The sequence below is a fragment of the Gallionella capsiferriformans ES-2 genome (assembly GCF_000145255.1).
Classification (GTDB): domain Bacteria; phylum Pseudomonadota; class Gammaproteobacteria; order Burkholderiales; family Gallionellaceae; genus Gallionella; species Gallionella capsiferriformans.
This window is the reverse complement of record NC_014394.1, coordinates 733931-747307: the sequence shown is the minus strand read 5'-3', so window position 1 is coordinate 747307 and position 13377 is coordinate 733931. Positions and strand designations below refer to the sequence as shown.

Annotated in this window: 9 protein-coding genes; 5 read left to right on the top strand and 4 right to left on the bottom strand. The window is 53.0% G+C overall.

All coding sequences use genetic code 11. From position 1 onward, the window contains the following. Positions 1-79 precede the first annotated feature (79 nt). The gene (locus GALF_RS15475; protein ID WP_013292673.1) at positions 80-367 is read right to left on the bottom strand and encodes a hypothetical protein; all 288 of its coding nucleotides are present in this window, start codon (positions 365-367) and stop codon (positions 80-82) included. 357 nt (positions 368-724) lie between these two features. On the opposite strand from GALF_RS15475, the gene GALF_RS03495 reads away from it, so the two are divergent. The 5 genes from GALF_RS03495 to GALF_RS03475 all read left to right on the top strand — a co-directional run bounded on the left by GALF_RS03495 (position 725) and on the right by GALF_RS03475 (position 8943). Continuing rightward, the gene (locus tag GALF_RS03495) at positions 725-2401 is read left to right on the top strand and encodes a DNA topoisomerase (RefSeq protein ID WP_013292672.1); all 1677 of its coding nucleotides are present in this window, start codon (positions 725-727) and stop codon (positions 2399-2401) included. A 256-nt stretch (positions 2402-2657) separates the two neighbouring features. Next, positions 2658-2942 carry a hypothetical protein gene (locus GALF_RS03490; RefSeq protein WP_013292670.1) on the top strand — a complete coding sequence of 95 codons (285 nt, stop codon included), beginning with the start codon at positions 2658-2660 and terminating at the stop codon, positions 2940-2942. Between the two features lie 916 nt (positions 2943-3858). Next, the gene (locus tag GALF_RS03485) at positions 3859-4782 is read left to right on the top strand and encodes a DUF4007 family protein (RefSeq protein WP_013292669.1); all 924 of its coding nucleotides are present in this window, start codon (positions 3859-3861) and stop codon (positions 4780-4782) included. Further along, complete coding sequence (locus tag GALF_RS03480; protein WP_013292668.1) at positions 4779-8108, top strand: hypothetical protein; 3330 nt, start codon at positions 4779-4781, stop codon at positions 8106-8108. The genes GALF_RS03485 and GALF_RS03480 overlap by 4 nt, the downstream gene beginning before the upstream one ends. Next, a complete protein-coding gene (locus GALF_RS03475) occupies positions 8101-8943 on the top strand; it encodes a phosphoadenosine phosphosulfate reductase family protein (RefSeq protein WP_013292667.1) in 843 nt (280 codons plus the stop codon). Before GALF_RS03480 ends, GALF_RS03475 begins: the two co-directional genes overlap by 8 nt. A 1-nt stretch (position 8944) precedes the next feature. Here GALF_RS03475 and GALF_RS03470 read toward each other — a convergent pair whose 3' ends face one another. From GALF_RS03470 to GALF_RS15470, 3 genes are read right to left on the bottom strand one after another with little or no spacing between them, the layout of a single operon-like run. Further along, positions 8945-10027: a hypothetical protein gene (locus GALF_RS03470; RefSeq protein WP_013292666.1), complete on the bottom strand. Its 1083-nt coding sequence runs from the start codon at positions 10025-10027 to the stop codon at positions 8945-8947. A gap of 2 nt (positions 10028-10029) precedes the next feature. Further along, positions 10030-11793: an ATP-binding protein gene (locus tag GALF_RS03465; RefSeq protein ID WP_013292665.1), complete on the bottom strand. Its 1764-nt coding sequence runs from the start codon at positions 11791-11793 to the stop codon at positions 10030-10032. Positions 11794-11801: 8 nt separating this feature from the next. Further along, the gene (locus tag GALF_RS15470) at positions 11802-13376 is read right to left on the bottom strand and encodes a DEAD/DEAH box helicase (RefSeq protein WP_013292664.1); all 1575 of its coding nucleotides are present in this window, start codon (positions 13374-13376) and stop codon (positions 11802-11804) included. Position 13377 lies beyond the last annotated feature (1 nt).

Below are 13377 nucleotides of genomic sequence, written 5' to 3'. Positions count from 1 at the left end.
TCTAATCTACAGAAATGGGAAATTTTCCAAAGAACAATTTTTATCATACTCAGCACGATTTAAACTGCCTGCCACCAAGTTAGTAATAATTCCTAGTTGCTGCCGCAGCGGCTGCCTTTTTAACACTCTTAAAAAAACGTGCAGGAACCCGAACATGGTTTTCCTTCTTGGACAGGGGAACTGTTATATGAGCAGGGGATTTCATACCAGAAGGCCCGAGCAGCATCCGAGCTGCACCATTAGGCTCCACAAGCATAGTAATGGTCCCTTCCTGATCAAGATCTGCATACAAATCGCCATCCTTAATCCAGGCTTTAACAAAGCCCTCTTCTTTACAATATTTGATATGTCTAGCATTAAATTTCATTTTGATTACCTCTATACGTTTAGTAGAAATCACCAGAAATTAACTGATGATGCTTATCATAAATGCTTAAAAAACGCCGGCGCGATCGAGAAGATCAGATTTTATGAACTCCTTGAGATTTTCGTAAATTCTGTTGGTGCCGTAAAAGCTGAGCAACGTAATCTATAGTTTATCGCATGACTCACTATCTCACGACCATCGGCAGCCATATAAACAGCTGGAAACCGTATGTTTTCCAAAGAATTTTTTCAGATTAATTAGCGATCAAAATCTGCTGTGCGTAACACTGAATAAATTTAGCTTTGGAAAATGTTCGAGTTAGGCAGAATGAACTCCTAACCTAAAGGAGCTTCAAAAATGAAACAAACCGTAAAAGTCACAACAAATCCAGCCGCACGTAACACTTTCTATTTGTGCGAAAAACCTTCGCAAGCACGTACGCTGGCAAAGGTGCTTGGCGCTGAAAAGGGTCGTGATCAGATGCATTTCGCAGAAGGCGTTGTTATCGGACATGCGTATGGGCACATGCTGAACTTGGCAAAACCGGAGACATATATCGGTACGGGCCCATGGTGCCTGGACAACCTCCCTATCCTGCCAAAAACTTGGGTATGGCAGGTCAAGGATGAACATCGCGAACATTTCGACAATCTCGGAAAGTACCTGAGTCAGGCCGATTTGGTTGTACTCGCAACCGATCCTGATGAGGAAGGCGAAGTCATCGGCCGTCAGATACTTCAGGCCCACAATTATTCTGGACAAGTTTTGCGACTGTGGATGTCCGCCCTCGAAACAGAGTCACTTAAAAAATCCCTGCAAAACTTGCGTCCGCTGTCAGAGACCGATCATTTTTACCAAGCAGGACGTGTGCGCCATGAAATGGACTGGCTGTTTGGTATGAATTTAAGCCGTGCATTCTCCGTCCTCCTCAAATCTAAGGCCAACATCGGTCGCGTCAAAACGCGCTTGCTTAATGAAATCGTCACCAACGACCAGCAAGCTGAAAATGTTATACAAGACGGATATGAGACGGCCTATGTGATGCTGGGTGACACCCTGCTGGAATTAATACAAGCTGATCAGCCGTGTGACCATATCGTGAATTTCAAAAAACTCGCAGGAGCGCAATGCGGAATTTATCGAAATGATAAAAGTTGCAACTACACCGATGAGATGGGAGTCCCCCTAGTGACACCCAGACCTCTCCCCTACACACTCACTGCATTGCTCGCAGACTCCGCAGACATCGGGATCCCACTGGATGAAGGTTACAAAGCGGTTCAAAAGCTTTATGAGTCCGGCGCAATCAGCTATCCCCGTACTAACTCAACAAAGCTGCCGGGCACATCGTCTGATGACTTTGCCGTACATCACGCTATCGTCACAATGAGGGATGATTTACCCACTGGCATGACAGAGGAAGCCACGCGCATCTTTGAGTTGATTCGTTTGAACGAGTTGTATCAAAGAAATCAGTTGATCACCATTGACCGCACACAAACGATTGAGATCGGTGGAGAATATTTTTCTTCACGTGAAGAGTGGAAGACCATTTCATTTGATTCACCCGATCGTGCTCTGCTGAAAAATCAAAACATTCTGGCCAACCAGAAAAAACTGGCCATCTACAAAACGGGCGATGAGTTTCCGGTCAAGGTTCGACTGACGCGCGAAAATTACGGGAAGCCAACGTATTTTACTGAGTCTTCACTGCTGCGGATGATGGCTGAAAAAGGGATCGGTACAGAATCCACTCGGGTCGCGGCTATTACCAATCTCATCAAAGAAAAACTCATCGATGTCACGCCGCAAACAGACCATGAAGGCGTGCCATGCACGCAGGCGCGCACCCTCCGTTCGACAACACTCGGTCGCAACTTAATCAGCAGACTGCCGGAAGTGGTAACCGGACAGGAAATGGAAGCTCAATTGCAGCAGGCATTGAAAGCTATGCGTGATGGACATTCGGATGAATCAGCCCACCTGATGCGTACAGCCACGTGGCTCACACAAACGATTCACGAGGCAGCATAACAGGCGTAGCGCGCCAGACGTGCAAATAATCAGGGAGACTGCCATGTTGGAAACTATTCATCTTTCCGGCATGTGCATGCTGCCTGGCACGGCGGATTTAATACCGCGTTGCTCGTCCCGGCGAGATAACTGGGGTTCATAGCAGGCCATTTTGGATGCCCTCCCCCTATCAGATCGGCAATCAGATCGAATGCTGCGGTTAAAACCGCAAACAAATATTTCAGTATTAAATTTATAAAATCAGGAGAATTAAATTATGAGTAATTCAATCAATAAGTTGATGAGGAAGTTCAAGTACGACGACAAACGGATCGAGCATCTGCTTGAAGATTTTGACGACCTTGTGGAAGCCATTAATGGTTACGATGACCAGTTTGAATTTAGTGACAAGAAGGATGAAACAGCCATGCTTTCTGGCTATCAGAACACTGCCTTCGGCATCCTGCTGTCCCTGCTTCAACTTGGGCATATCACAACGGCCGACTTTCACCATCGGATGCACGCCCTCAATTTAGTGTTCTTCAAAAAAACGGGTTATTAACACTACGACTGTAATTCTCGTGTAAAAAGATGACAATTTCTTTCCTTTAATATGGAAGGTGAGGTTCACCCGAAAAATAGTCTTCCAAGGGTGACGTAGAATTAACGTTACTTTTGGAAAGGCAAATAATGAAAATACCGAAGCCGGAATACACGACCGAGTTTCGTGAGTTGGCCGTAACCCTTTAGTCTGGATCAACTTAGCCTGATCGTCGGTTTCCACCTTCGTAATGGGATGATCCAAATTCAGCCGGTCAAGCCAAGTCAAATACTAGCAGTCAGCAAAATGAGTGAGGTCTGTAGCGGAAAAGGAAACCTGAAAATTTTTTTTTGCATGATTAGCATGCCTCCCTGTTTTCAACTGGATAGACCAGTGAATCTATGGGAGCGAAGATATCAACTCCAGTTGACCGCAGAATAAATCACTAAAAAATTAATTATCAAATAAATTTTTACTCAACAAGAAACAACTAACCTAATGTTTTATAAGTAATTTAAAGTATTTTTGCTAACAAAAAGATGCTACACAACTATCGAGTCCGCAGGGTACCTCACCGCATCTCAGATTACCCTCAATGACCGTATCTGCTTTTACATGTAATCTGTATCTAACCAAAACATACATTGCAAACAATTTTAAAACCGTGCATATCAGTCCCCAAGCAGCTACTGTTCCGCATATATCAAACACAATATTGAAAAATATTCCCAATTATCAGCCTAATTAATGATCTTAATTTAAATTAAATTTCAAATTCTCAGACTCATCAACGGCACGTGCGAAACCGAACGCCCCACTTTGCGCATTAACAGGTCTCGTCAATCAACTTCAGACTTATCGCATTTTTCGACTGGATAACTTATCCAGTCAATGAATTGACTAACTGGATAACTCATCCAGTGCTATAATTTTCCCCATGATAATTTCTGCTATTTCTCCAAATTACGTCCCACACTTCTCCGGTCACGAGACTTTCACATTGAGACAAATGTGGCTCAAAAAAGTCTTTGATCAAAAAACCGAAGATGGGCACATAAAAAAATCGACCTTTACCGACGACGAATCAATCGCCCGGTTCGGTGTTGGTAAAAACATGGTCGCATCAATGCGTCATTGGGCTCTCGCCACCAACCTGATCAGCGAAGGTCGAGGCGACGATTACGAACTGTCCCCTACCGCGCAGAAGATTTTTTCGAATGATGGCTTCGACCCCTACTCAGAGAACCCATCCACGGCTTGGTTCGTCCATTGGCAGCTCGCCGGATTAGGGAATCGTTCGACGACATGGTTTTGGCTGTTCAACAAGGTCACGGCACCGAATTTCACAAAGACAGATCTTGAAAAGCCCTTGACCGACTTTGCGGCAAAACTCAACAGCAAGCGAGGCATATCAGCCTCAACACTAACCCGCGACATCGATACCTGCATCCGCAGCTACGCCCCTAGATCCGGCGCGGGCTCCCCGGAAGATTTTGCGGAACCCATGCTCGGCGAGTTGGGCTTGATTTCGGAAGACATCAAAGGAACGTTTTCTTTTCGGCGCGGCCCAAAGCCCACGCTCAGCGACGGCATGTTCATCTACGCACTGATTGACTATTGGGAGGCTCTTGACTCCACCGCAAATTCAATGGCATTCGAGTCCATCGTTTACGGTGAAGGATCGCCCGGGCGCGTCTTCAAACTCGACGAAGAGTCGGTCGCGGAGCGTCTGTTCTCGCTGGAAGACTTCACCGGAGGCGTCTTTTCTTGGACGGACACCTCAGGCCTTCGGCAGGTGCTTAGAAAGAGCTGGAATGGCTCAGCGTTTCGCAGCTGGATGTTGGAGAAGGCCTACACATGAGCAAAGCTGACACCATCTTGCTATCCGAAATCGTACGTATTCGAAGCCAATACCAACGATCCATCCGCTTGGACGTCGACTTTGGGCGCATGGACGCCCTCGACGGCTATGTGTGCCATAAGACGGCCGCCGATGTATTGGACACCATGTCCAAGCAAATTTCCGGAAGCAATCAGCGAGCATTTACTTTGACAGGGCCATTTGGGGGCGGCAAATCTTCACTGGCTGTAGCTCTGGCGTCAGCTCTTGGCTCAGATGAAAGTCTGCGCGACAAGGCTCGCGAAGTGTTGCGCCTGAACTCCCACCCGAACTTCGACGAAGCCTTCCCCGTGAACAAAGGCTGGCTCGTCCTTCCGGTCGTCGGCAAGCGGGGATCTGTCTCTGACCAAATCTCAAAGACTCTACATCACGCACTAGGCTCAACAGCCGCTCCTGACTCCGCTACCGAGGTCATTCTTGAACTGTGCACTGCGGCCTCGGACGACCGACACGACGGAGTCCTCCTCGTCATCGACGAAATGGGAAAATTTCTCGAAGCCGCTGCCCTAGGCCTCGGTGACGACGTCTATTTCTTTCAGAATCTCGCGGAATCTGCTGCCCGTGCCCATGGGAAGATCGTCGTGGTCGGCGTTCTGCACCAATCCTTCCGGCAGTATGCCTCGCGTCTTGGCAGTGAGTCCCGCGACGACTGGGCGAAGATCCAAGGCCGCTACGCGGACATTCCGTTGGTCGCGGCAAGCGATGAGGTTGTAGAGCTGATTGGCCGCGCTGTGGAAACTAATGCCCGTCCGAAATCCAACCGCGTTGACGCCAGATCGGTCGCTCTCTCGATGGCGGCACGGCGGCCGGCCATTGGCATCGACAGCTTTGCCGACAGCCTGGACGCATGCTGGCCATTACACCCCACCATGGCAGCCCTCCTTGGCCCGGTGTCTCGACGACAGTTTGGCCAAAATGAGCGCAGCACCTTCGGATTTCTGGGGTCGATTGAACCGCACGGTTTCCGCTCATTCCTGAAAGAGCAGGAACAGTCTGACGAATGCCGGTATCGCCCTGACCACTACTGGGATTACCTCCGGGTTAATCTTGAACCGGCGATCCTTTCCTCCCCCGATGGCCATCGCTGGGCTCAGGCAGCTGATGCAGTTGAGCGGACGGAGGCCCACCATAGCCACCTTCACTCCGCCTTGATCAAGAGCATCGCAGTCATTGATCTGCTTCGCAGCACCTCTGGTTTGGCCGCCGAAGCAGAGGTGCTGCGCTCGCTATTCCACCGAAAACTCGCCCAAGAGGTCGACTCCGCATTGGAGCAGCTTTCAAAGTGGCGCGTCGCGATCTACAAAAAGCATATTGGCGCTTGGTCGGTCTTCGAAGGCAGCGACTTTGACATCGAAAAAGCCCTTGCCCAAGCGCAATCAACCCTTCCCGGCATCGACTTCTCGGTTCTGACCTGCATCGCCAACCTCTACCCTGCGATCGCCAAGCGGCACTACCACAAGACGGGAACGCTTCGTTGGATGGATGTCGCCCTGTGCAGGCTTGAAGACGCGGAGGGGCTCTCCTCCAAATTTTCCCCCAAGAAGGGAGAGTTTGGCCTTTTCCTGCTGGCGCTACCATCAAAGGAAATCCGCATGGAGTCTGCACTGAAGGAATGCGGAAAGATTGCCCGAAGCCGCCCGTGGCCGGTAGCCATTGGGATCCCGCCAAACTACGCGCGGATCGAAGAACTAGGCTTGGAGTTGGTTTGCCTGCAGTCCGTGCAAGGCCGCCCGGAACTGGAAGGCGATCAAATCGGAAAACGCGAAGTTACTGCCCGGATTTCTGCCACACGTTCGGAGCTCGAGGAGCAGCTTCGGGCCGCAGTGGCGCAAGCAACTTGGACCTTGGCAGGACGAACCTGCCCGACCGGAACTCCGATCGCCCGTTGCGCCTCGGATCTGGCAGACGAGCTTTACCGGGACTCTCCTCGACTTTGGAGCGAACTGATCAATCGCGATGCTCCGTCGAGCGCGAGTGTCAAAGCCCGGCGCAACTTAATTCATGCGATGTTGCAAAACGAGCACTTGGAGAACCTCGGATTCGAAGGCTTCCCGGCCGAGCGCGGACTCTATGAGTCCCTCTTGAAAGGAACGGGACTACATCGCAAAGACGGGAATTCGGACATCTGGCGCTTGCAGCCCCCGGACGAACTGCACGGAGCAACACTCATCAGTGTTTGGAATGAAACCCGCAAGCTATTCTCCGATGCATCCAAGCGAGTGGAGGCAGCCGAAATTGACCGCTTGTGGTCCAACGAGCCTTTTGGTATTCGCTCCGGCGTTAGACCGATCCTAATGACAGCCTTTCTCCTGGCGCACAAAGGTAACCTCGCAGCCTACAAGGACGGCATGTTTGTTCCGAGCTTGAACGACGCGGACCTCGACGAGTATTTGCAGGACGAGAGACGTTTTTCGTTTCGCTGGCTGATCGTCGACGACGAGAAGACGCGAATCCTATCCGGGATATCCAAGCTTCTGGCCTCAATCGGCGCGACAGCGCCGGCAAGCGATCCCTTGGAGGCAGCAAAAGGCTTGGTCGCCTTGGTTTTCCGCCTTCCCCCTTGGACTCAGCGAACTTCGACCCTGACGACAGAGGCCCGTGCGGTACGCGACATTCTCGCCAAGGCCAGCGACCCGCACAGGGTTCTGTTCATGGATCTGGCGGCTGTGTTCGGCGCAGCCAATGGGGCCGATTACGTCGATGCGTTGCGAGTCCCAATCACCGAGCTGGCGGGAGCCTACGAGGCAATGCTGCGCAAAATCGAATCAAGCATGCTCGAAGAGCTCGATGCGCCCAAAAACTCCCTAGAGCGACTGCGCGCACGAGCGGAGCTGCTCAAAGATTTGGATGGCGAGTTACGCCAAAACGCTTTTGCAGGCCATCTCGCGAAACACAACGGCAGCCTTGCGAGCATCGAAAGGATCGTTGGCTTGACAGTCAACAAGCCTGCGCGCGATTGGACGGATCGGGATTTCGATCAGGCCCTGCTTGAAATTGCGAGGCTCGCCTTGCGTTTCCGGCAGTCGGAGGCTTTGGTGTCCGTGCGAGGCAGAAAGCCCATGACCGATGCGTTCGCCGTAGTAATTGGAGCGGGATCCTCGGCGAGGATGATCTCGCGCCAATTCGATCTGTCTGAACGCCACCGTGCGACGGTCGACAACTTGGCCGAGGAACTGGCCAGCAGTCTTCAATCAAAGGGCTTGGATATTGACGTACTGCTAGCCGCCCTCGCCCGCACGGGCTTGAAGTTGACAACAGACGACTCCGCGGAGATCGAGCATGGCTGAGCGTCACGTCCTCGGAATTTCAGGCGGCAAGGACAGCGCGGCTCTGGCCGTGTTCGTCCGGCACCATCACCCAGAAGTCGAGGTGGAGTATTTTTTCACCGACACCGGCAAGGAGCTGCCTGAGGTCTATGAGTTCCTGGGACGGCTGGAGGGTTTCCTCGGAAAACCAATCCTGCGGCTCAATCCCCAGCGGGACTTCGATTTCTGGCTACGCGAATACAACCACTTCCTGCCTTCCGCCCAGACCCGCTGGTGCACCCGCCAGTTGAAACTTGCCCCGTTCGAGCAGTGGGTGCGTCCAATGCTCGCGGCCGGCGACACAGTCGTCTCCTATGTAGCCATTCGTGCCGACGAGGACTACCGCGAGGGATACACCTCCAAGCACAAGAACCTCAAAGTGCGCCTGCCATTCCGCGAGTCCGGCGTCGACAAGCGCGGCGTGATGGACATCCTGGAATCCTCCGGAGTTGGGATCCCGAAGTATTACGACTGGCGCTCTCGAAGCGGCTGCACCTTCTGCTTCTTCCAGCAGAAAATCGAGTGGGTTCGCCTACGCGAGCAGCATCCGGAAGCCTACGAGGACGCTAAGACCTACGAGAAGAATGCCTTGGAGCACGGCTCGCCGTTCACCTGGTCTGCAAGAGAGTCTCTGACCCAACTCGAGCGACCGGAACGAGTTGCGCAGATCATTGCAGATTTTGAGAAGCGCAAGCAACGCAACCGTGCGGCGACTCCAATCAACCCGCTGCGGCCTGTTCGAGATTTCCCCGAGGACATAGATGATGTTTACGGTGTGGATGAAGGTGGTGGCTCTTGCATAGTTTGCCACAAGTAACTCAAAGCAGGCTCAGATACTTGTCCAGATTGGCGATGGAGATGTACCGGGTCTGACCGGACGTCAGAACGGCGAACTCGTCCATCTTAATCGTGATCGTAGCCTTCTTGATCGAGCACAGAGCTGCCTGGGCCGCGTACTTGACGAACAGTTCGACTTGGTAGTCGCCTATAGGCCACTCGTTCGACTCGTATCCCGGGCGTTGAACTGGAACGAACAGAACGGACTGTTGAACCGAAGACTGTGGGGCGATCGCGAAGTCTCCGAATGGATGCCCTTGTCGTCGTCGCGTGGCGTATACCTCGCCGGGTTTATCGGCAACAACGAGTTCGGGGCGGTAGCGCATCTCTCGCGTGGCGGACCATACACGCAGCAAAAACATCTCCACGACGGCTGTGGAAGCACCTCCGTTGACGACTGTGAGTGGAAGAACTAGCTCGAAAGCACGGCCGGAAACCTGCACTGGACCCGCTATTTCCAGCACGCTCCACAGAACAGCGCAGTTCGAGGTCAAGCGCTGACTAACCGCATGCGGGTAGGAGGCCGTGATTCCGCTGAGCACCCATCCATCGAACTCGTCACGCGGCATACGCTTTCCGCATATCGCTGCCTGAAGCATGCGTGCGACGAGCTCGTAGATCAACGACTCGCGAAGAGGCAGTGGAAGCGGATCAATGGATTTCGCAGTCAGGTAGCGATCCACCTTCGTGATAGCCTGCTCAAGTAGAGCCAGAGTGTCCATTGACGTGGGGGTAGGCACCTCTACACCATGAAATGGGGCATCATCCAAAACGGCAGCAGCGATCGGCCCAGCCAATATCAGCTGATACTTGATTGCAGAGCGGGAGTCCTTGAGCTCTTTGCACCAACCGTCCACATGACTTTTCCCGATCTGGTTCTTGGACGATTTGACCTGCTGAGCGCAGGTCGAACCATCGTCGTACTCCCAGTAGATATCCACCTTATCGTTGTCGGAGTCAGGCTCAAGCGTGACAGCGGTCCACTGTACGTCCGCACAGAATGAGTCAAGCAGACAGATGAGGGTCTGCACCGCAAACCCGCGGATCGCTTCGCGCCCGCCCATGGTTAATTCTCGATCTCGAAGAAGTCCATGGCCATTCGACCCCACTCAGAACGGTTTTCCTCCATGGCCCTTCGGAGCTGCCCGCTTGCCGCTTCATCTTCCATCCGAGCCCAGGCGGCAACAAGCGACAGGACCTGCCTAGCGTACTGAGTTTCAGGCCCTTCCTCCCCCCGAAGGACCTCGAAGATTCGTGCGTGCACTGGATGACGCGTGTTCAGGGTGACCAAGATGACGCCCCCAGCAGTGGAGATGTCGAAGATATTGAAACCTGAAATTTCGGCGTGCCTGAAGCGAAATTTGATCTTCTTGCTGACATACTCCACTGCGAGTACTTGAGCTTTCGCCTCCTCCACGCCGTCCTGGACAATGTCGGCGGTAAGCGCCGATGCGCGTTCGCTTGCGTGTGCATGCTCCTCTTTGTCACTTCGGCCGATATCTCCAACCCGTTCTCTACGTCTCATCACCGAGTCAGTGGCCGCTTTCTCAGCCTTGTTCTCTGCTCGTTCCTTCGCGGAGTCGATGCGCTCACCTTCTCGCATCTTGGCCACTTGCGCGCGCATAGAGTGTAATAGCTTCTCGATCTCGCGGCTGATGCGGTACATTACAAGCTGCGGATCACGATCCTGCTCCAGCCTTTCCTGGTACTCCTTCGCGCTGAGGCCCTCTTCAAATGAGTCTTCCTCGACACTCAAGTATGTAAATCCAGTTGCAGACTGCTTGTTGTTGCTGACCCCGAAGACGTCATCCAAGCCAGGCTCGAACTGCACTTCAATCCCCCACCATCTCTCCCGCGTGTCGTAGGAGTTCGTGAAGCTGTGGTTGAGCTCTAGCTCACGCCTCGATCTCACGACGGAGATGCCCTGATTTCTTTGCGCATGCTGACCTATAGCTTTACCTCCTCCTTCACGCCGCGCCTCCGGCTTGCAGATTGAAGCCATGATGGTCACGGAATGTTCCACCCCGCTGAGAGCCACCTTGAGTACCAGCGGTTGTCCGAAGGGCACGAAGGCCGGCATCTGATTAAAGGGCGCAGGGGCATTCGTTCCGGACATCAGGTAGAGCGGATCGTTTGGCCGGACGAAGCTTTCATAGACGGTCGCTTTGGTCTTGCTCTCATAGGCGGCAAGACGAATTCGAACAGACTTGTCGTTGATGAAGTGTCGGTACACTCGCCCGCTGATAAATTCAGTGTGTCGCAGCAGAGTCGTACTTTGCTTCCAAGTGATGCGGTCCAGTTTGCTCCAGACGACCAAGGTACCGTGTTCTTCGAGATTGCCAGCGATCAATGATCTCCACTCTGAGGGGATCTCAGAGGGTTGCGACTCTGGAACTTCAATCATCTTGCCATCTTGGATATCCTGCACATCCAAGTACGCGTGATGAACCACCCCATCTTGCCATGTCCAGACGTCCACCCTCTTGCATTGAGAGATCGAAGAGTTCGGCAAACCCATGCCAAACTTACCGATCCCCTTCTGCTGAGCCCTGTCAAGACGCGAGCCATTGCCGAACTGAAGGGACTTTCTGAGTAGGCCGGGGCTCATGCCAATGGCATTATCATAGACCGCGATTCGGGAGGTCTGACGTCGTCCCTCGGTCGAAACTTCGTCGATGCAAATGACCTCAACTTCGGTGCGGGTTTTAGTTTCCTCTCCGGCCTGGATAGCGTTGTCGATGAGCTCCGCCAAGGCGTGGGCAGTGTCGCGATAGCCTGAGCTTCGCATCGCAGCAATGGACAGATTCTGGGGGATGATGGGAAATGACATATAGACTCCTAGGTGTTCAGTGGCGACCAAGTGCTCAGCGACCCCACCCAGCCGGTATCGGCTTGTGAGTCTGCAGCTACAATGAGTCTTAGAGTTTGAAGATCGGCCGTTCGCGCCTGGACAAGCCGCCCGATCATGGATAGGAAAGTTGCTCGGGACTTGCAGGGCGACGCCATCAGACATACGGAGATGTCCGGAACGGAGATTCCGGAGAGCAGGAACCCGTGTACGCACAAGACCCTTTCCTCTCTAGCGACAAATCTCTGAAGGGCAAGGGCGCGTTCTGCTGGGGATTCCTCCGCAGTAACGGATCTTGCCTTCACCCCTTGGACCGGCAGAAGGCCAGCGAACAGCCTCGCATTCTCGGCTGTTGTCGCGTAATAGATAATCCGTCCCCTACCGCCGGCCTCCTTCTTCAAGACCTCCATGATGCGCTCGTTGCGTTCAACGCTGTTGCTGAGCTCGGTAACGTAACTGTGATCGAAGTCGAGCGAGTCGTGGTTGACCGGGAGCGGGGCGCTTGTGGTCGAGTGGTTCGTGAGATGCACGACTGTGGCGTCAATGCTCGCGAAGTCGCCTGCCTCGCGAAGCAACTGCAATTCGTCTTCGGCTGCGACCGTTATCCAAGCGTCCGAAAAGGCTGCCTTCAAGGCACTCTGAGCAGGTTCCGTAGGAATGGCCGCACCAGATGTAGCCAGTATTCCCACGACACTGAAATGTCCACCTGCAGACATCCTTCTGACAATCTCGGCCCCAACAGGATGAATGAGACTCTCTGCATCAGCAAAGACGGCTACCGACGTGAAGGCCCCTAGCTTTTCGAGTGCCGGGTCATCCTTGCTGAGTCGAAGAATGTCGATGACTGCTATCGCCCCTCCGAGCTGATCCAAATCGCGCGTCGGATGCTCACCGTAGAGCCGGAGAATAGTTGTGTCGCGTGAGCCTAGTTGCTGCCACACCTCCTGCAACTCAAGGAACGCCTCCTCACACATTGCTGTACCGGGGGCCAGCCAGATGATCGATCGATCGTCGGCATCCGATCGATACAGATCGAGCGCCGCCGTAGCGACGAGCCGAAGCTTTCCCGCGCCAAACGGCATGTGAACTAAAGCGGAACATGGCGGGTGGGCGATCGCTCGTAGAAGTTTGCGAAATGCGTTCAGTTGATGCGGATGGAGCTTGTGGGAGGCAATGACTTTGTGGGATCCCTCGGATGCTTGAAGAGGCGCCTCAACATCGTCATCCACTAAGCCATACCATCTTTCCAGAAGTTCCAGATTGCCTGGCGCAGCATCGAAATTGAGACCACTAAGCGCTTGGAGGGGCGAAATCACTGGCAGCTGAAGCTGGTGGCACAGTTGAGTGGCCTCTGACATATCCAGTTTGGACAGCAGGAGACCTCGAATGTCCTGCCTTCGCAAAGCGCCGCGTTTTCCATGTAGACTCACAATAAAGTAAGCCAGACCAGCTGGGCTGGTCGCTTCTGGGCCAAGCTTAGAAAGTAATTCAACGGTTGAGGATCCCAACAGGGGAGCGAGCTCGGACGTCTCGCTTCTGGCCAGGTGTTCAACGAGTCGAGTCATC

Excerpts from the sequence above, each read along its gene's own strand:
- GALF_RS03495 (WP_013292672.1), top strand. The coding sequence starts at position 725 with ATGAAACAAACCGTAAAAGTCACAACAAATCCAGCCGCACGTAACACT.
- GALF_RS03475 (WP_013292667.1), top strand. The coding sequence starts at position 8,101 with ATGGCTGAGCGTCACGTCCTCGGAATTTCAGGCGGCAAGGACAGCGCG.
- GALF_RS03465 (WP_013292665.1), bottom strand. The coding sequence starts at position 11,793 with ATGTCATTTCCCATCATCCCCCAGAATCTGTCCATTGCTGCGATGCGA.
- GALF_RS03470 (WP_013292666.1), bottom strand. The coding sequence starts at position 10,027 with ATGGGCGGGCGCGAAGCGATCCGCGGGTTTGCGGTGCAGACCCTCATC.
- GALF_RS03490 (WP_013292670.1), top strand. The coding sequence starts at position 2,658 with ATGAGTAATTCAATCAATAAGTTGATGAGGAAGTTCAAGTACGACGAC.
- GALF_RS03485 (WP_013292669.1), top strand. The coding sequence starts at position 3,859 with ATGATAATTTCTGCTATTTCTCCAAATTACGTCCCACACTTCTCCGGT.
- GALF_RS15470 (WP_013292664.1), bottom strand. The coding sequence starts at position 13,376 with ATGACTCGACTCGTTGAACACCTGGCCAGAAGCGAGACGTCCGAGCTC.
- GALF_RS15475 (WP_013292673.1), bottom strand. The coding sequence starts at position 367 with ATGAAATTTAATGCTAGACATATCAAATATTGTAAAGAAGAGGGCTTT.
- GALF_RS03480 (WP_013292668.1), top strand. The coding sequence starts at position 4,779 with ATGAGCAAAGCTGACACCATCTTGCTATCCGAAATCGTACGTATTCGA.